Source organism: Thermotoga profunda AZM34c06, from assembly GCF_000828675.1.
GTDB classification, from domain to species: domain Bacteria; phylum Thermotogota; class Thermotogae; order Thermotogales; family DSM-5069; genus Pseudothermotoga_B; species Pseudothermotoga_B profunda.
The window spans coordinates 354494-372280 of sequence record NZ_AP014510.1; the positions used below are offsets into that span (position 1 = coordinate 354494).

Below are 17787 nucleotides of genomic sequence, written 5' to 3' on the forward strand. Positions count from 1 at the left end.
TGTGAGCAGATTCAAATCTTTTTTGAAAAGATACCTATCAAACAAATATGGAGTAGCAGGTTTATTCATTTTCTTGACGATGGTTTTTCTAGCAATATTTGCTTTTCGAATAGCTCCCTACAGAGCCGGTGAGATGACAGGTGATGTCCTTGAAAGACCTGGGTTGAAACATCTTTTTGGCACAGATCATCTTGGAAGAGATGTATTCAGCCGAGTCGTGTTTGGTAGTAGAACTTCACTTCTTGTTGGTTTTGTTGCCGCTGGTCTTTCAGCACTGATAGGTATTTTCATTGGCACTTTGTCTGGTTATTACGGTGGTATAGTTGACGAGATAGTGAGTAAGATCATAGATTCTTTTCTGATGATTCCGGTATTCTTTTTGATACTCATCATAGTTGCCATATTTGGTAGAAATCTTTTTTATATAATGCTCGTTATAGGTTTGACAACATGGCCTTCAAACGCAAGGATTATGAGAGCACAGACCTTGAGCATAAAAGAAAGGGCTTTTGTGAAGATAGCGCGCACGAATGGCGAAAGTACTCTTAGAATAATGTTTTCTCATATAATTCCAAACGGGATGTACCCAGTTGTGGCAAATAGTGCACTTCAAATTGGTGGGGCTATCTTGACGGAAGCGGCATTGAGTTTTCTTGGACTTGGTGACCCCAATGTAACAAGTTGGGGCAAGATGATAAGTGAAGGAAAGTCATATATGACCTTTGCTTGGTGGATCATAGTTTTCCCTGGGATTTTCACGATTCTTACTGTTATTGGATTTTCCTTCATTGGAGATGGATTGCAAAAGGCACTTTATCCATCTCTTGGTGAGGTGACCGAAGAATGAATGCGCTCAATGTGAAAGACCTAACTGTTAGATACATCGTTGGAAAAAAAGAAATACATGCCGTTGAAGATTTAGATATTTCTGTCCAAAAGGGAAGATTTCTTGGTGTTGTTGGTGAATCGGGTTCAGGCAAAAGTACTCTTGCACATACAATAATGCGACTTCTTCCAAAAAACGCATATGTAGTAAAGGGAAGGATAGAGTTGCTCGGTCATGAAATAACTTCAATGAGTGAAGATGAGCTTACAAAAATAAGATGGAAAGAATTTTCGATGGTTTTTCAACGATCGATGAATGCCCTGAGCCCTGTTCATAAGATTGGAGTCCAAATGTCAGAAGCGCTGGTGATACACAACCCACAGATAACTGAGGAAAAAATCAAAGAAAGACTTGAATTTCTTTTGAATACAGTTAATTTGCCAGTTAGAGTTCTGGATTGTTACCCGCACCAACTCTCAGGTGGTATGATGCAAAGAGTTATGATAGCGCTCGCTCTTGTCAATTCGCCAAAATTTGTGATCTTGGATGAAGCTACCACTGCCCTCGATGTGGTCACACAGGGACAAATAATAGAAGAATTGAAAGATTTGATTGAAAGATTTTCTCTAACGGGTATGGTGATAAGTCATGATTTAGGTGTTGTGGCAGAACTCTGTGATGATATCGCCGTAATGTACGCCGGAAGACTCATGGAATATGGGAGAAAGGACGATGTAATTCACAGACCATTGCATCCATATACAAAGGCTCTTGTTACTTCACTGCCAGATTTTGCTGAAAAGGGCGGAAAATTACACAGCATACCGGGAAATCTTCCTGATCTCTCAAAAGAAATAAATGGATGTGTTTTTGCAAATAGGTGCAATTTAGTTTCAAATGAATGTTTTACAATGATCCCCAAAATCGTTGAATTTGGAGAACGCCATGTAGCTTGTTTGAAAGTGGGGAATAGATCATGCGAATATTGCAAGTGAATGGTTTGAAAAAATATTTCACAGTGGGCTTGTTGAGAAAGTACATCATAAAGGCACTCGATAATGTGAGTTTTGATATAGACCAAAGTGAGATATTCGGTGTATTGGGGGAAAGTGGTTGTGGTAAATCAACACTTGGCTTGGTATTGAGTAGGATAGAAAGAGAAACAGATGGCGAGATTTTGTTCAAGGGAAAAAGAGTAGATGGTTCAACTAAATTGGATCCAGATACAAGAAGAGAGATCCAGATAATATTTCAAAATCCATATGAATCTTTTGATCAAAGATTGACTATAGAAGATTCTCTTATGATACCACTGAGAATAAACAAGATTGGGGAAAATGACCATCAAAGAAAAGAGATAATAAGACATTTTATGCATCGTGCTGGTCTTGAGCCCGCTCAATCTTTCTTGGTTAGATATCCACATGAATTATCTGGAGGGCAGTTGCAAAGAATCTCATTGTTGCGGGCAATGATGTTGAATCCATCTTTTTTGATAGCAGACGAATGTGTTTCGATGCTTGATCTGTCCGTAAGAGCCAGTGTCATAAATCTCATGCTTGATCTTGTCAAAACACAGAAGACCACTGTGATGTTTATAACACACGATATATCCTTGGCTAAGTACGTGAGTGACCGAATAGCAGTTTTGTATCTTGGCAAAATTGTAGAACTTGGGACATCTTCGCAGGTTGTAGAAAGATCGCTGCATCCATATACAAAGGTTCTGGTGAGCTACTCGCCATCGATTTTTGAGAAGAAGCAAAAGATTAAACCCAAGGAATTGATAGGAATCTTTCAACCAGAGATTGGATGTAATTTTGCAAACAGGTGTCCATATGCAGATATTGAGTGCGAAAAACAGACTCCGCAGCTTAGACAAATAGAACCAGGTCACTATGTTTCGTGCCTGAAGGTATAGGGAGGGAAAAGGATGAGCATTGTTGAACAAGTTATCAAGCAAGTCCCAGATTACAGGAAATTCATGACTGTCAATGAACTGAATGAGTCCTCGAAGAAGTTAAAAGCTCAATTTCCACAGATTGTCGATCTTTTTGAAGCTGGGAAATCAACAAGTGGCGAACCGATTTTGTGTTTGAAAATTGGTAACGGAAGTAAATCTGCATTGCTTTATGGTTTTCCTCACCCAAATGAACCTATTGGGAGTGTGATGTTAGATTATCTGTCCTGGAAGCTGGCTGAGAATAAAGAATTCAGAGATATCTTTGATTTCACTTGGTATATTGTGAAGGTTGCCGACGTGGATGGTGCAAAACTCAATGAAGGGTGGTTCAAAAAACCTTATTCCTTCAAGCATTATGTGTATAACTATTACAGACCTGCAGGTAATGAACAGGTAGAATGGTCTTTCCCCATAGAGTACAAAACTCTCAAATTTGATAAACCAACACCAGAAACACAGGCACTCATGAATATAATAAATCAGACGCCACCTTCGTTCATATACAGTTTGCACAATGCAGGTTTTGGTGGTGTTTACTATTACATAAGCGAGGATGCTCCTTTGTTGTATCCCATTTTTGAAAAGGCTGCCAATGATCAAAATGTGCCACTTTCACTTGGTGAGCCGGAGATACCATATGCAAGGCAATTTCATCAAGCTGTTTTTTTGATGCCTACGACAGTTGATGCTTACGATTACTATGAGAAATACGCAAATGTCGATCCTGCAACGATTATAATGAGTGGAGAAAGTAGCATTGGATATGCAAAGCGTTTCAACAAAAACGTCTTTGAACTTGTATGTGAGGTACCATATTACTACGATGAACGAATCGAGAATACTAAACCAACAAAGATAAGTAGGAGAAAATTAGTTCTTGAAGACCTTGAATCAGATAAGAACGATATGGAACATCTCATATCGTTGTATGAAAAGATAAAGAACAAGATCGATACTCACACCAAGTTTCAGGATGCACTTGAATATTTCATGGAATCGTTCAAGAGATCTTATCAGGCAAGACTTCGTTGGGCTCAGACTGCTGAGGAGCTCAACAGAAATGCAACTGTTGCTGAAAAATTCGACAATCAGATAAGTGCTAAATCCTACTCTTTGTTCAAATGGGGAATGTTCTACCGACTCATAAAGTCCCAGAAGAGTAAAGATCGGGTACTTTCAGAAACATCAGAAAAAGTCAGAGAAATTATCGATTCGCGTATCGGATTATTAGAGAAAAAGACGAAATTCAACGTGATTCCAATTAAAAAATTGGTTCAGATTCAGCTAACAGCCGGCCTGTATACCTGTTTATACACCTCCCTCAAGAAGTGAATGGCAGCGCTTATGCGCTGCCAACTTTCTTGTGTTTCTCCATATTATCAATTGATAATACCCTGTCTTCTTGACTTTATACTATATATAGTATATTATTGATCATGTACACATTATATAGTAGATGCGGGGGTGTGACGATGTCTTTTGATACTGTTGATTTAATTGAAAGATACCTCTCTTTGCAAGACTGGCAAGTGAAGGAAAACAGCAATATGAATTATTCACTTCAAGGAATGAATAACTATATAGTCTCGGCATTGACTACAAAATATTGGTTGGAGAAGGTCTATCCAGAGAAAATCAGTCAAGCTCATTTAAATGGTGATTTTCACATTCATGATTTGAATCTTCTCGCCCCTTACTGCTGTGGATGGGACTTGAGAGATCTTTTAATAAGAGGTTTTGGGGGTGTTGAACAAAAGGTTGAAAGCAAACCCGCAAAACATTTTAGAGTAGCATTAATGCAAGTAGTTAACTTTTTTTATACTTTACAAGGTGAAGCGGCAGGTGCTCAAGCATTTTCTAATTTTGACACATTTCTTGCTCCTTTTATAGCTTATGATAGACTATCTTATTCAGATGTGGTGCAATGTATGCAAGAATTTATCTTCAATTTAAATGTCCCAACAAGGGTTGGTTTTCAAACTCCTTTTGTGAACATAACAATGGACGTAGTAGTACCAAAATATCTTGCTCGTGAGCCGGTTATCATAGGGGGAGAGTTTCAAGATAAATGTTATGGAGATTTTCAGAAGGAAATGGATATGCTTAACAAGGCATTTTGCGAAATAATGCTTCAAGGTGATGCTAAAGGAAGGATTTTTAGTTTTCCTATACCGACTTATAACATCTCTCATGACTTTCCTTGGGATAGTGAAGTTGCAGAGATGATTTTGAGAATGACCTCAAAGTATGGTGTACCATATTTTGCCAACTTTATAAGTTCTGGCTTGGCGCCAGAAGACGTGAGAAGTATGTGTTGTAGATTGAGACTTGATAATCGTGAATTGCGCAAAAGAGGGGGAGGACTATTTGGTGCAAACCCGATGACGGGTTCTGTTGGTGTTGTAACCATCAACATGCCTCGGCTTGGATATCTTTCAAATTCAGTTGAAGAGTTTTTTGAAAGATTGTCAGATGTAATGGATCTGGCAAAGGAGAGTCTCATAATCAAACGTGGATTCATTGAAAGATTAACTGAGATTGGGTTGTATCCATATTCAAGGGTTTGTCTAAAAAATATCAAAGAATTTTTTGGACAATATTGGCACAACCATTTTAGTACAATTGGTTTAATCGGTATGCACGAAGCTCTTATGAATTTGTTTGGAAAAGGTATAGATACTGAAGAAGGCAGAGATTTTGCCATAAAGGTTCTCGATTTCATGAGAACACGATTGATCGATTACCAAAAGGAGACAGGGAATCTATTTAATCTTGAAGCAACTCCTGCTGAAGGTACTTCTTATAGGCTTGCAAAGATCGATAAACAGCGTTTTGGTGATATATTCACAAACGGTGATATCGAACCATTTTATACAAATTCAACTCAACTCCCCGTAGGCCAAATTGAAGACCTTTTCGAAGCACTTCAAATGCAAGAGGAATTGCAAATCAGATATACCGGCGGAACGGTTTTCCATATTTATTTAGGTGAACAAGTAGAAGATCCGATGGTAATCGGACTTCTTATCAAAAGAATCTTTGAGAATTATCGGTTGCCTTATATCACAATTACTCCGACTTTCAGTATATGCCAGGACCATGGGTACTTATCGGGAGAACATTACAACTGTCCGGTGTGTGGTCGGGCGACAGAAGTTTGGAGTAGGGTAGTTGGTTTTTATAGACCTGTTCAGAATTGGAATCCAGGAAAGCAAGAAGAATTCAAATTCAGAGATGTTTATAAAATTCACCATGAGTGAGTATCTATGCGTTTGATTCAAGGCTGGACCAAAGTCAGTCTTTTGGATTACCCGGGTTACCTATGCTCTGTGGTGTTTACAGCTGGATGTAATCTCAGGTGTCCTTATTGCCATAATAAAAATTTGATTAACAAAAACGGATCACACTATCAGATCGTATGGGAAGAAGTCGTAAATTGGCTATCGAAAAACCATCAAATGATAGATGGTGTATGTTTCACAGGAGGTGAACCGACTCTCTGTTCGGATTTAGAGTCGATGATCTACGATGTCAAGAGATTAAATATGATGGTGAAACTTGATACGAATGGCACAAACCCACTTGTATTGAAAAAATTGCTTGATCTGCATCTGATAGATTTTGTAGCGATGGATATAAAGGCTCCGCTGGATAAATACACCCAGATTTGTAGATCCAATGTTGATATTTTCAGTATACAAAAATCAGTTGAATTAATAAGAATATATGCACCAAATTATGAATTTCGGACAACTTTTCACCCTTCACTACTTTCAATCGAAGATTTCCATCGAATTTGTGAGTGGCTAAAAGGTATCGATATTTATGTCATTCAGAATTGTAGAGTTGGCAATAACCTCGATCCTTCCTTCAATGAACTACCACAGGTTGATTACAAATATATCCAAGATATAGCAAATCTCTGCAAAAGTTATTTTTCAAAATTCATTCTTCGTGGTTTTACAATACCTTTGCAAAAGACCGCTGACAGCCTTCAAAGGGTATAATCTATTTGGGAGGCTTTTGGTGAGGATAGGCCTTTTGGTTGAAGGTGTATGCCCCGGTTTCAACAAGTTTATTCATACGCTCGTCCAGAAATCTGAAAATGTTATTGTAGGTTTTTCGAATGGCTGGGGAGGGCTTTATCGTGATGAATCACATTTTATAGACGTACGAATGACAGCTGGATTTGAGAACCTTGGTGGATCAATTCTACCAAGTTTATTTTTAAAAGATATACCAAAGGGCTGGAAATACAAAATAATGCAGAACCTCCTCAAGTACAAAATAGACCTGCTACTTGTCGTTGGTAATGAATATTCTCTTGATCTTCTCAATGAACTTTTTTCAGCTGGAGTAAGAGTGATATTAATTCCATCAGCAGATTTTGGACTAAACATCGGATCGTACAAAATGGGTTTGAATACCATTTTGAACAAGCTCAGTGAATGTATGTATTATTTCAAGAATTTCTCGAAAACATCAGGTAGAAAAACTGTACTTTGTTTATCTCAAAGGTTTAGAGACTTCGTGATTCAAATGAAAAATGTGCACAATTTTTTCATGAATGAGGTTTCTGACCAAATCTTTATCTCGTGGGATGGACATTATGATTGTACAGTGAAAATCGATGGGATTTTGAGTGCAAGTAAGCCACTCAAGAAGGATCTCTCTTTTGCTGAAGATCTTGCAAAAGTACTTTTGTCACGTTCATCTTTAAGGGGAGGAAGTATGCTCGTTTATGATGAGGATTTTGAGTTTCTCACGCTTCAGAGTTTTCGAAATACAGGGGTAATAAAGAGGGGGGAAGTAATAACATGAAAGGTGAACATCCATATGTAAAATGGGCTATCAGGAGTATCGAAGCCTGGATAAAAGAACATATAATGATCGATCCGCTTAAGGACGAAGCACCACAAGAACTTTTGAAAAGAAAATCTGGAGCCTTTGTGAGCTTGCACAAGCTGAATGGCGAATTGAGAGGGTGTATAGGTACCTATCTTCCAACCAAGGCAAATTTAGCCGAGGAGATAAGAGATAACGCAATCGCAGCTGCTACAGAGGATCCGAGATTTACACCACTCACACAGAGAGAACTTGACGAAATCGAAGTCAGTGTGGATATTTTGAGTGAACCAGAGAGAATATCAGATGTGGATCAACTCGATCCAAGAAAATATGGGGTAATAGTTGTTAGTGGCTTTAAAAGAGGACTCCTACTACCAGATTTACCGGGTGTTGATACTGTCGAACAGCAGATTAATATTGCAAAGAGAAAGGCTGGTATCTTTTCCGGTGAAAAAATCACCATATACAGATTCACTGTTGAAAGGTATCACTGAGGGGTGATTGAGTGCAAAAAATGGCGCTCTATTTCACTGGTCTTGGTGATGGAAAAGTAAGGTGTGAGCTCTGTCCACATCACTGTGTTTTATCAGAAGGGCAAATAGGGTTGTGTCTTACCAGAAAGAATCAGGACGGTGTGATGGAATTGATGAACTACGGGCAGATCACCTCGATTGCCATTGATCCCATAGAAAAGAAGCCTTTGTTCCATTTCAACCCTTCTGATAAAATACTCTCGGTTGGAACCTTTGGGTGCAATATGAAATGTGCTTTCTGCCAAAACTGGGAGATATCTCAGCAGATGACTCCAACAAGGCGAGTCCTTCCACAGCAGATAGTATCTATTGCAATTGAACGGGGCTCAAAAGGGATTGCATATACTTATAATGAACCCTTCACTTGGTTTGAATTTGTTCTTGACACCTCGAGGATAGCGGCTAAGGAAGGTTTATATAATGTCTTGGTGACAAATGGTCTTGTGGAAAAAGAACCACTTAATTTGTTACTTCAGTCTATTCATGCTATGAATATCGATCTCAAAGCCTTTGATGAGAAGATCTATCACCTTTTAGGTGGAGACTTAGACACTGTGAAACGGACTATTGAGAGATCCTTAGCCTATGGGATTCATGTAGAGATAACCACTCTAATTGTACCTGGTGTGAATGACGATAGAGAACAACTTGAGAATGAATTCAAGTGGTTGTCGAGTTTAGATCGATCCTTACCACTTCATCTGTCTCGTTATTTTCCAAACTATAAAATGACCAATCCGCCAACTCCTTCAGAAAAATTAATAGATTTTTATGATCTTGCACATGAGTATCTTGATTTTGTCTATATTGGCAATCTCTGGGATCCACGATATGAGAGCACGGTATGTCCAGATTGTGGGACAATGGTTATCCAGAGAGAAGGCTACAATGTTCAGATCAAAGCATTAGATTCAGAAGGTAGGTGCAAAGAGTGCGGAAAAAAGATAGCAAAAATATTCTGAGAATAAGCAATTTCGTTCTTGTGATTTTTTTGATTGGAATTGCTATCACTGTGGCTATTTTAGTGATGGTTTTTGTGCGTATACCACCGAGTTATTATGAATATACAGGTTTTACCTTAGGCACGTATTGCAGGATTGTGGTATCTTCCAAAAAGGGTTCGAAGAACCTATCAGAGATTATCTTCAATGAATTGGACCGAGTTTACAAAAAATTTGATCCAAATAATCCAGATAGCACTATTAGCAAGATAAATTCATCAAAAGATTGGGTTGATCTTGATGAAGAGAGTTTCGTGTTGATTGATGCAGCATTGAAATTTTCACAGATCACTGAAGGCGCGTTCGATCCAGCCTTAGGTAACTTGATAAAACTCTGGGGTTTTGACAGAATAGCTGAGCGTGTACCCACAAAAATACCATCTCAGTCAGAGATCGATGAGATTCTAAGGCATTGTGGAGTGGAAAAGGTTGAATTGGATGGCAGAACAAGGAGAGTGAGATTGAACGATGGTGTGAAACTGGATCTTGGTGGAATTGCGAAAGGTTATGCATTGGACAGAGCTTACCAGATAGCCAAAGAAATAGATGCGAAGTGTACAGGGTTTGTAGAAGCCGGCGGAGATATTAGGATTTTGGGACCAAAATTCGGCTCCAGACCTTGGGTAATTGGTGTGAGAGATCCCCGAAAATCAGAGTCAGCAATTGATTATATCTATTTAACAGATGGGGCGGTGGCAACGTCTGGAGACTATGAAAGATACTTCATCGTTGATGGAGTGAGATATCACCACATTTTTGACCCAAAGACTGGTTATCCTGCCCACGGTGCACAATCGGTGACTGTCATCGCAAAGGATGCGACAACGGCTGATGTTTTGTCCACATCGGGTTTTGTAATGGCGCAGGAATGGGAATATGTTGTTTTAGAATATCCACGATTTGGCGGGAGTGTTTTACTAATCGGTGAAGATGGTGCAATTCATAAATCACCATCATTTTCAGTTTATGAACGGGCAAAGTAAGATTTTTAGGATATCTGATCTTTTTATTGTTGTCGCCATAATTGTTGTTTTCCTGGCGTTTTGGTTTTTGACACATCAAAGTAGTCTTACAGGATATGTTGAAGTCTACAAAGATGGACGATTGATTGCTGTGTTGAAACAAGATATCAGATATGAGTTAAAAAACGATGGAAAACACATCATGGACATTGTTTTTGATGGTAAGAGAGTTCATGTAGAGAACAGCGATTGTCCTTTGAAGATCTGTGAAAAGACCGGTAAAGTTGGGCCAAATGGTGTGATAGTGTGTATTCCGAACAAAGTTGTCGTGAAATTTATTGGTAAAAGTGATGTGGATGTGATGACTTGGTGAGGAGTAAAAAGATAGCTTTGAATTCTCTTTTCATTTCCTTGGGTATAGCGATATACGTTCTTGAAAGTTTTGTACCCTTTCCATTTCCAAATGGGAAGTGGGGTTTTTCAAACTTCGTTGTACTTTTGTCAATAGTTCTTTTCGGTGCAAAGGATGGTTTGATCGTTGCAATCGGAAAGAGTTTTGTTGGATCATTGGTTACAGGTCATTTTTTGGATGTAGCTTTTTTTATGAGTGTTTTTGGATCGATTTCAGCGGCATTCATCGAATCGGCAGCATTCAAGGTGAGGATTTTTGGGTTGATAGGTGTGAGCATTTTGGGCAGTGTTACCAACAACGTTGTACAGACTCTCGTTGGATCGGTTTTTGTTGGTAGTAAAGCGCTTTTTTGGATTTTGCCTTATATGATAATACTTGGTTTGCCTGGTGCTTTTGCAAACGCATATATAGCCGGAAAGGTGATACCTCGTGTTCAAAAGAATTATATTGGCATCTTCATCTCCACGCAGACAGAAGATTCTAAAGACACTGTTCGAAAACTTTGAAATAGTAATTCCTCAGATTGAAGAAATACACGACGACGACGCGATACATACTGTGGAAAAGCTCGCACTTCTGAAGGCTTTGAATGTTTTTGATAAAGTCAAGGATGCTGTGGTTATTGGTGCTGATACAGTTGTAGAGATAGATGGAACCATTCTTGGAAAACCAAAAGACCTCTGTGATGCTGAATCGCAACTTTGTAAATTACTTGGAAAATGGCATTCGGTCCATACGTGTGTTGCGGTTGTCAGTTGGGGTGAGATGTGGTTGAAAACACAAACTGCGAGAGTGAAATTTAGAAAAGTACCAAAAGAAGTTGTGAAATATTACGCACAAAACTATTCTCTGGGTAAAGCTGGGTCTTATGGTTTACAGGATTTTGGTGGAGTATTTGTCGAATCAATAGTTGGGGATCCATATGTTGTCATAGGTTTACCCATAGCTGATTTGTGGGAGTATTTCTATAGGAAAGGATGGTGGAGTTCTGAAACCAAGAGAACGGATGATGAAGGTTGGTTCTGAGGGATTATCTGAGCAAGAACTCATTGCCATACTTCTGAGAACAGGTACTAAGGGGAAGGATGTGTATCAACTTTCCGAAGAACTGTATGATAAATTCGACAGATCGCTCAGAACCTTGTCAAATGCTGGATTAGAAGAAATTGCCTCTGTCAATGGAATTGGACTTGCAAAGGCAACTTCTTTGAAGGCTGCACTTGAACTTGGAAAGAGATTATACCAAGAACTTTCAGATGTACGCATTGCTTTGGGTAAACCGGAATCGGTTTTTGAGTACTGTCATGATATGAGGTTGTTTGAAAAAGAGGTATTACGTGTTATTATTGTTGATAGTAAACTATTTGTAGTTTTTCACAGGGATATAACGCAAGGAACGAATAATCAAACTCTATTTCATCCTACTGAGATTTTCAGGATCGCAGTTAGATCAAACGCAAATGCGTTGATCATTGTTCACAACCATCCATCTGGAGATCCAACACCGAGCGAAGATGACAAAAGAGCAACCGAAATGATAGCCAATGCTGGTAATATACTTGGTATCAGGTTGATAGATCATTTAATAATAGGTAGAGAAAGTTATTACAGTTTCAGAGCACATGGTTTATTGGAGGACAGTTCAAATGGAAGAAGAGAAGGACGAAAGGATTCTGAATCTGTTGAGGTTAAAAATGGAATTAGAAAAAGATCTTGGAAAAAAAGGGGTGAAACATAAGGAACAACCCAAGAAAGATGTCACCCCATCAAAGCCTAAGATAACGCTTGAGGAAGAACTGAATATACCTGTTCAGGATATATGGTCTATCTATGACTTGAATTATTTCACTTACGGTGAAAGTGATCTTCTCATACAACGTTCAATCCATAAAAGAATAGGGCAAGTTGAGGATAGAATTCATAGAATCTTTTTGGAACAATTAAAATTATTTTTGGAAGGTGACTTTGCCAGACAGGGCTCTGTTGGAGAAAAAAGCGTCTATTTTGATTCACTGAATTTGACAAAGGATTTGTATGCGACTAGTAGATCACCCATAGAAGCTTTAAAGAATTTGCTTAGAGAATATTCATCATCACCTGTTGCATTACTATCGGTTGCTGAAGTTTTACTCTTCGCCGGTAAATTCCGCGACGCCGCAAAACTTTTCAGGTCTGCCTTCAGTATTTTGAAGGATCCTTATATTGGGCTTTTGCTCGAGGCATATGACACTGGTCAGATAAACGCCGCTTTATTCGCAAACTGTATATCGCAAGGTGGCTATAAGCTTTTGGTTTTGTTGATCTCTGCATTAACAGAAGATGAGGAAAGAGCCATTAAGATCGCAGATGTTTTGGACAAGAAATCTTATGCGTGTGCCAAATACGCTGCTTGCAGGGCAAAGATGTCGAAGAACGATGAATATACTTTTTGTCCAAGGATTGTCATACTTAACCAGGCAATCGATTATGCTAACAAAGGATCTTTCGACAAGAATTTGGTTGAAGCTCTCTCGAACTTCGATCCTCAAGCATTGGTGCTTCTTCTAAGTGAAGCCGCTGCTAAGAAAGATTACGAAGGTATAAAAGAATACCTATCTAAACTGATCAATTCATCGGAGTCTGTTACATTTGCCACGGCGAACAAAACCAACTTGCCTATTTGTACAAGGGGAATTTTTGGAAGATATGCGCCAAGCAAGAATTTTATATCTATAAACGATCCTGAAGAAGGTGCGAAAAAACTCATAGAGTTAATTGTTCAGTTTGGTGATGTTCAGATTGTGTTTAAAGATATGGAATTTCTCAGACTTTATTATGGTGAACGGCATTGCAGAAATCTCTATAGGAGGGCGTGATATGTTGAAAAGAGAAGATGCTCTTGAGCTTTTAAAGAATCATGTGAAATCGAAAAATCTCATCAAACACTGTCTCGCAGTTGAAGTTGTAATGAGAGCGCTTGCACGAAGACTTGGTGAAGATGAAGAACTCTGGGGTCTTGCCGGTCTATTGCATGATCTTGATTATGACTACACAAAGGACGATCCTCAAAATCATGGGTTTAAAACCGTTGAATTACTAAAAAGTTATGAACTTCCAAAACCTGTTCTTGATGCGATATTGGCTCATTGTGAAAAAAAGGAGATTGTAACAACTATGGAGAAGGCCATTTATGCGGCCGATCCTGTAACAGGATTTATTGTTGCAGCTGCATTGATAACGCCCGAAAAATCACTTTCGGTTATTGACACAGATTTCTTGGTTCGCAGATTCAAGGAAAAACTTTTTGCTAAGGGTGCAAGCAGAGAGCAGATGAAGAGTTGTGAAGAGTTTGGATTGTCTCTTGAGGAATTTTTGACATTGTCTTTGGATGCTATGAGAACGATCAACAAAGAGTTAGGGTTGTGAGGTGGTTTTTTGTGAACAATATAGAATATGCTATTGAAGAGAGAATAGTGAAATACAAAAAAGAATATTCATTCCAGATTGAAGATAGAAAAGTTACTATCGATGAACTTAAGCAATCTATTGAACACACTCTACTCAAACCAACTGCGACATTAGAAGAGATCTCGAATTTATGTGATGAAGCCATAAAATACGGATTCTATGGTGTTTGCGTAAATCCTTCTTTTGTGAAGTATGCAGTCGACAGACTGAGTGGATCTAAGGTAAAGGTAGTGAGCGTAGTTGGGTTTCCGCTTGGTGCCGTGACTCAATTTGTCAAGGCAAGAGAAACTGCAGAATTGGTTCAACTTGGTGCTGATGAGATCGATATGGTGATTCATGTGGGTATGCTTAAATCGAAAGAATGGACCTATGTCTATGAAGATATTTGTTCAGTAGTTGAAGCTGCCAATGGTAGACCAGTGAAGGTTATAATTGAGACATGTTATCTCAGCGATGAAGAAAAGATAGCCGCTTGCGTATTGAGTGAATTGGCAAGGGCTAACTTTGTCAAGACTTCAACGGGTTTTGGAACCGCTGGAGCGACAGTTCAAGATGTTCATCTCATGAAATGGTGCTCTGAAAAACTCTCGGTTAAAGCATCTGGTGGCATCAGGAGTTTCTCGCAGGCGATTGAGTTAATAAAAGCCGGAGCGAGTAGAATAGGTACAAGTTCCTCAGTTAAAATACTCTCAGAGGGGGTGGAGGGATGAATTTTGCCAAGCTCTCAATAAGGGAATTTGTTGAGAAAGTCTCTGATAAAAGTCCAACACCAGGTGGTGGCGCCGTTAGTGCGCTGGTTGGTGCTTTGGCTGCTTCATTAATTGAAATGGTTGCCAATCTCACTCTTTCAAGGTCAGATTATTCTGACTGGCATGCAGAGATGGAGAGAATTGTGAGTACAATGCAGGAAAAACGAACGATCTTACTTGATTGCATAGATCTTGATGTAAAAGCCTTTGATCAAGTTATGAGTGCGTACAGGTTGCCAAAAAACACTGTAGAAGAGAAAGAAAAGAGAAGTCAGGCAATTCAAGAGTCACTAAAACAAGCCGCACGTGTACCTTATGAGACTTGTCGCCATTTGAAAGAAATTTTGAAGCAGGCGGTAGCTGTTGCGCAATGGGGTAATATAAATGCAATTTCTGATGTTGTAAGTGCGGCTGAACTTGCGGAAGGTGCTTTTAATTCTGCCAAGGCAAATGTCTTGATAAATTTAAAGTCACTCAAAGATGAGAAATTCAAAGAGAATCTTCTGCACGAATTGAAAACTTTCACAGGTGAAGTGGAAGGAGCGTTGAAGAGTGTCAGAGAAATCACAGCTCAAAGGGCAGACATTAGGGTTTGAGATAAAAGTTTGTAACGGGAAAGCGCGCGTTGGGAAACTTCATACATCACATGGTGTCTTTGACACTCCTATCTTTATGCCCGTTGGAACAAATGCAAATGTTAAATTGATGCGCGCTGATGATTTGAAAAGTATAGGAGTTGGAATTCTTTTGGGAAATTCCTATCATTTAGCTGTTAAACCTGGATTAGATGTGATAAAAATCCATGGTGGTTTACATAGCTTTATGAACTGGAATGGTGGTATACTTACTGATAGTGGTGGATTTCAGGTTTTCAGTCTACGGGATTTGCGCCAGATAAATGATGATGGCGTGTTGATAAGGTCGCCAGTCGATGGCTCTAAATTGTTCCTGACACCAGAACTTTCAATTGAGATACAAAGGGTGCTGGGTTCTGACATTGTTATGGTCCTTGATCACTGTCCAGGACCCATGGACAGTTATGAAGAAGCGCTCAAATCTTTGAGAAGAACCCATCAATGGGCAGATAGGTGTTTGAAATACGGTGTTAATGAAGGGCAGATGTTGTTTGCAATAGCGCAGGGTGGGATGTACGAAGATCTTCGACGGTTAAGCGCTCAAGAGCTCGCCAAAATGCCTTTTGATGGTTTTGCAGTAGGTGGACTGAGCCTTGGAGAGGAATTTGAGAAGACTTTACACTTAACCGGTGTTACAGTAGAATCTTTACCCATAGAAAAGCCAAGGTATTTTATGGGTGGTGGGTCACCGGAATTAATAGTTCACCTTGTAGAAATCGGCGTTGATATGTTTGATAGCGTCTTTCCAACAAGGCTTGCAAGACACGGTACGGCGTTGACTTTCAAGGGAAGATTGAACATAAAGTCTGCAAGGTTCAAGGACGACTTGGATCCGATAGAAGAAGGTTGTGATTGCATAGCCTGCAAAAACTATACAAGATCATATATACATCATTTGTTCGACCGAGGCGAAGCTCTTGGTGGAATATTGCTTACAAATCATAATTTGCGTTTCATGATGAGATTTATGGAGCGATTGAGACGTTCAATTTACGATGGAACCTTTGTCGATCTGAAGAAGGAGGTGATCAATTCATATGTCAAGGGTGAGGGTGATAAGCTTTGTTATGATTCTGTTGACAATACTGTGTTTGGGTGACATTATCGATTTTGCAGGCGATGGGCGTTATGTGGGTGCGACGGGACCTTGGGCTTTCAGGGTGAATCCTGCGGGTATAGTTGAAAACGAATTGCGTCAACTTTTGATATCCAACACTTTGAGATTAGGCGCGAGTAATGTTCGCAGTTTCTCGGTTTCTTTAATCCAACCGGCAAAAGATTCTTTAGCGGGTGTTCTCAGTCTCTCAAGTGATTTCAGTGATTTCAACAAAGAAAGACTTAGTTTTCTGTATGGAGTAGCGGGTAGGTCGGGAAATGTTGATCTTGGAATGAATATAGGATTAGAGCGGATTAAGGAAGATTCTTCGGAGAATTATTCTGTCTTCGTAGATGTTGGTGTGAGAGGAAAATTTGTGGAAGATGGTTATGCTTATTACAGCATAGTGGTGAAGAAGTTCAGGGTTTGGTCGTCGGATTCTGATTTGATAAACACGGCAGATCTTGGAGCTGGAATCTCATTGGAATTTGACCAAATGAAATTTTCTTTTGATGCAATGTATGTATCGAATGAGTTTTGGAATTTGGCTCCTGGCGCTCAGTTGAATCTCTTGCCTGTGAATTTGTATTTTGCAGTGCCGTTTTTTTATAAACCTGAGAACTCCAAGAGTAGTTTATCGCTCGATTTCGGTGGAAACGTGCAAATTGGTGATTTCAATATCGGTGTTTCTGTGTATTATCCGTTTTCGAAGCAAACAGGCTCTGATTTGTTCAACGAGCTTAATTATGACTGGCATATAGATTTTCGTGTTGGTATAAAATGGTGAACAAGATCAAAGTATTGAATGCCGAAGATATAAAAAGGTCTTTGATGAGAATAGCCCATGAGATTGTTGAAAAAAACCACGGTGTTGACCAATTGGTCTTTATTGGTATCATGACACGAGGTGTATTCTTGGCACGAAGACTTGCTGGCTTTGTGAAATCGATAGAGGGAAAAGAGTTACCAATTGGTGAGCTTGATGTTGGACCGTATAGAGATGACGAAAAGCGCACAAGTGAAGATAAAACAAAGATGGATTTTTCAATAGACAATAAGACAGTCGTGTTGATTGACGATGTACTTTTCACCGGTCGTACGGTTCGAGCTGCACTTGATGCGCTTTCAGATCGCGGGAGACCTCGCTGTGTTCAATTAGCTGTGCTTGTAGATAGGGGACACAGGGAATTGCCAATAAGACCAGACTTTGTGGGGAAAAATCTTCCTACCTCTAAGAACCGGGAAAGGGTTAATGTCACTTTGAACGAGATAGACGGCGAGGATGCTGTTTATATAGTTCATATGGAGGAATAAC

General features: G+C 39.3%; 21 protein-coding genes. All 21 read left to right on the forward strand.

Going from position 1 to position 17787, the window contains the following annotated elements; all coding sequences use genetic code 11:
- The first annotated feature begins 1 nt into the window (after window position 1).
- The 21 genes from TSP02S_RS01650 (at window position 2) to pyrR (ending at window position 17786) form a co-directional block, all read left to right on the forward strand.
- Window positions 2–847, forward strand: a complete 846-nt coding sequence (locus TSP02S_RS01650) for an ABC transporter permease (RefSeq protein WP_070104611.1) — start codon at window positions 2–4, stop codon at window positions 845–847.
- Window positions 844–1821 carry an ABC transporter ATP-binding protein gene (locus tag TSP02S_RS01655; protein WP_041081402.1) on the forward strand — a complete coding sequence of 326 codons (978 nt, stop codon included), beginning with the start codon at window positions 844–846 and terminating at the stop codon, window positions 1819–1821. Before TSP02S_RS01650 ends, TSP02S_RS01655 begins: the two co-directional genes overlap by 4 nt.
- Entirely contained in the window at window positions 1803–2747 is a 945-nt protein-coding gene (locus TSP02S_RS01660; RefSeq protein WP_041081404.1) for an oligopeptide/dipeptide ABC transporter ATP-binding protein, read from the forward strand. The genes TSP02S_RS01655 and TSP02S_RS01660 overlap by 19 nt, the downstream gene beginning before the upstream one ends.
- 12 nt (window positions 2748–2759) lie before the next feature.
- The gene (locus tag TSP02S_RS01665) at window positions 2760–4121 is read left to right on the forward strand and encodes a M14 family zinc carboxypeptidase (RefSeq protein ID WP_041081406.1); all 1362 of its coding nucleotides are present in this window, start codon (window positions 2760–2762) and stop codon (window positions 4119–4121) included.
- 140 nt (window positions 4122–4261) lie between these two features.
- Window positions 4262–6049: a ribonucleoside triphosphate reductase gene (locus tag TSP02S_RS01670; RefSeq protein ID WP_041081408.1), complete on the forward strand. Its 1788-nt coding sequence runs from the start codon at window positions 4262–4264 to the stop codon at window positions 6047–6049.
- Window positions 6050–6055: 6 nt separating this feature from the next.
- Window positions 6056–6796, forward strand: a complete 741-nt coding sequence (locus TSP02S_RS01675; RefSeq protein ID WP_070104612.1) for an anaerobic ribonucleoside-triphosphate reductase activating protein — start codon at window positions 6056–6058, stop codon at window positions 6794–6796.
- Window positions 6797–6815: 19 nt separating this feature from the next.
- On the forward strand, window positions 6816–7610 hold the full coding sequence (locus TSP02S_RS01680; RefSeq protein ID WP_041081411.1) for a 6-phosphofructokinase: 795 nt from the start codon (window positions 6816–6818) through the stop codon (window positions 7608–7610).
- Complete coding sequence (gene amrA / locus TSP02S_RS01685; RefSeq protein ID WP_041081412.1) at window positions 7607–8131, forward strand: AmmeMemoRadiSam system protein A; 525 nt, start codon at window positions 7607–7609, stop codon at window positions 8129–8131. Before TSP02S_RS01680 ends, amrA begins: the two co-directional genes overlap by 4 nt.
- 11 nt (window positions 8132–8142) lie before the next feature.
- On the forward strand, window positions 8143–9132 hold the full coding sequence (gene amrS, locus TSP02S_RS01690; RefSeq protein WP_041081413.1) for an AmmeMemoRadiSam system radical SAM enzyme: 990 nt from the start codon (window positions 8143–8145) through the stop codon (window positions 9130–9132).
- Window positions 9102–10154: an FAD:protein FMN transferase gene (locus TSP02S_RS01695; protein WP_041081414.1), complete on the forward strand. Its 1053-nt coding sequence runs from the start codon at window positions 9102–9104 to the stop codon at window positions 10152–10154. The genes amrS and TSP02S_RS01695 overlap by 31 nt, the downstream gene beginning before the upstream one ends.
- On the forward strand, window positions 10138–10506 hold the full coding sequence (locus TSP02S_RS01700) for a NusG domain II-containing protein (RefSeq protein WP_041081415.1): 369 nt from the start codon (window positions 10138–10140) through the stop codon (window positions 10504–10506). Before TSP02S_RS01695 ends, TSP02S_RS01700 begins: the two co-directional genes overlap by 17 nt.
- Window positions 10503–11051 carry a Gx transporter family protein gene (locus TSP02S_RS10835; protein WP_232503789.1) on the forward strand — a complete coding sequence of 183 codons (549 nt, stop codon included), beginning with the start codon at window positions 10503–10505 and terminating at the stop codon, window positions 11049–11051. Before TSP02S_RS01700 ends, TSP02S_RS10835 begins: the two co-directional genes overlap by 4 nt.
- Window positions 10975–11571 (forward strand): Maf family nucleotide pyrophosphatase, encoded by a 597-nt coding sequence (locus tag TSP02S_RS01710; protein ID WP_052465266.1) that lies wholly within the window; start codon window positions 10975–10977, stop codon window positions 11569–11571. The genes TSP02S_RS10835 and TSP02S_RS01710 overlap by 77 nt, the downstream gene beginning before the upstream one ends.
- Complete coding sequence (gene radC / locus TSP02S_RS01715) at window positions 11513–12283, forward strand: RadC family protein (protein ID WP_171816349.1); 771 nt, start codon at window positions 11513–11515, stop codon at window positions 12281–12283. The genes TSP02S_RS01710 and radC overlap by 59 nt, the downstream gene beginning before the upstream one ends.
- A complete protein-coding gene (locus TSP02S_RS01720; RefSeq protein ID WP_144380702.1) occupies window positions 12192–13400 on the forward strand; it encodes a hypothetical protein in 1209 nt (402 codons plus the stop codon). The genes radC and TSP02S_RS01720 overlap by 92 nt, the downstream gene beginning before the upstream one ends.
- 1 nt (window position 13401) lies before the next feature.
- Window positions 13402–13950, forward strand: coding sequence for an HD domain-containing protein (locus TSP02S_RS01725; protein ID WP_041081422.1), 549 nt, complete (start codon window positions 13402–13404; stop codon window positions 13948–13950).
- A gap of 11 nt (window positions 13951–13961) precedes the next feature.
- Entirely contained in the window at window positions 13962–14702 is a 741-nt protein-coding gene (gene deoC, locus TSP02S_RS01730; RefSeq protein WP_052465267.1) for a deoxyribose-phosphate aldolase, read from the forward strand.
- Entirely contained in the window at window positions 14699–15337 is a 639-nt protein-coding gene (locus tag TSP02S_RS01735; RefSeq protein ID WP_041081424.1) for a cyclodeaminase/cyclohydrolase family protein, read from the forward strand. The genes deoC and TSP02S_RS01735 overlap by 4 nt, the downstream gene beginning before the upstream one ends.
- Complete coding sequence (gene tgt / locus TSP02S_RS01740; RefSeq protein WP_041081426.1) at window positions 15294–16475, forward strand: tRNA guanosine(34) transglycosylase Tgt; 1182 nt, start codon at window positions 15294–15296, stop codon at window positions 16473–16475. The genes TSP02S_RS01735 and tgt overlap by 44 nt, the downstream gene beginning before the upstream one ends.
- Window positions 16444–17259, forward strand: coding sequence for a hypothetical protein (locus TSP02S_RS01745; RefSeq protein WP_232503741.1), 816 nt, complete (start codon window positions 16444–16446; stop codon window positions 17257–17259). The genes tgt and TSP02S_RS01745 overlap by 32 nt, the downstream gene beginning before the upstream one ends.
- Window positions 17253–17786, forward strand: a complete 534-nt coding sequence (gene pyrR / locus TSP02S_RS01750) for a bifunctional pyr operon transcriptional regulator/uracil phosphoribosyltransferase PyrR (RefSeq protein WP_041081427.1) — start codon at window positions 17253–17255, stop codon at window positions 17784–17786. The genes TSP02S_RS01745 and pyrR overlap by 7 nt, the downstream gene beginning before the upstream one ends.
- Window position 17787 lies beyond the last annotated feature (1 nt).